This is a genomic window from Faecalibacillus sp. TM498, from assembly GCF_020589955.1.
Lineage (GTDB): Bacteria > Bacillota_I > Bacilli_A > Erysipelotrichales > Coprobacillaceae > Faecalibacillus > Faecalibacillus intestinalis.
The window spans coordinates 1-1,002 of the sequence record NZ_JAJDKB010000123.1; the positions used below are offsets into that span (position 1 = coordinate 1).

Here is a 1,002-nt window from a genome sequence, read left to right on the forward strand (position 1 = left end):
GAAACACAAACCATTAAAATAAACAATCCCATCAACATAATGCAATAAGGTTCACCAAAAGTTTTAATATCTGAATAACTAACTTTTTTGGCTAAAAAGGGATTAAACATAAAATGTAAAAACAATAAACAAATACTGAGTGTTGTGACAATAGAAATAACTAAGCCATATGCTTTTTTCCTTTCTGTCCACAACATTTCTAATGCAAACTTCAACATAACTTTCACCTACTATTCTAATGCTTTTTTAATATCACTTGCTTTGTAATAAACATGATCAATCTTTTTGTTTTCTACATGAATAAGCATTGGTACTTGTTTTATTGTAATATCTTTATAATCTGTCACATTTTTATAATCAAAATCTTTTCCTGTTTTTAATGTAGTATCTTCAACATTGAAATAATAAACATTAGATATGATCGTCATTTCCTTTTTAAGATCCTTATTTGCTTTTTCACATTTCTTATTTCCTACTTCATAAAAATAAACAAAGTATGAATCACATTGAGGATTATTTAAAAGATTTTTTTCTTCAATATGTTGATATAATACCTTACCTCCTTGAAGATTTTTAAATGGATCTTCTGGTCCTTTTAACATATTAATTACCACCACAATTAGAATTCCAATAATACAAATTCCTAACATTTTTAATGTCTTTTTACTCTTTTTCATAAGTCTTTCCTCCCTTGACACCTTCAATGTAGACTATAGAGTCACTTTATACTCAAGTATTTTTTGAAAATTTCTTAAATTTTCCTCTCTACACTTATTATTTTATGTATTTTTTCTTCTTTTTATATTTTTCTGGCATGGAAGTCAGTTTTATGGCACGAAAATAAAAAGCAGGCCATTTAAAACCTACTTCATTGATTGAATACTTTTAAAGATACAAATATTATCATCCAAAGTAATTTTATATTGAGCACCTAAATATTTGGCTAATTGTTTAATTGAATTATCTATTGTCAATCGTATATTTTTTGAAGTTAAAATCTCA

Annotated in this window: 2 protein-coding genes; both read right to left on the bottom strand. The window is 25.6% G+C overall.

Annotation, left to right across the window (positions count from 1 at the left end; translation table 11 throughout):
- On the bottom strand, positions 1-218 hold a 218-nt coding region (locus LJD32_RS14935), incomplete at its 3' end, for a hypothetical protein (protein WP_227392681.1).
- A gap of 12 nt (positions 219-230) precedes the next feature.
- Positions 231-677, bottom strand: coding sequence for a DUF6568 family protein (locus tag LJD32_RS14940; RefSeq protein WP_227403840.1), 447 nt, complete (start codon positions 675-677; stop codon positions 231-233).
- Positions 678-1,002 lie beyond the last annotated feature (325 nt).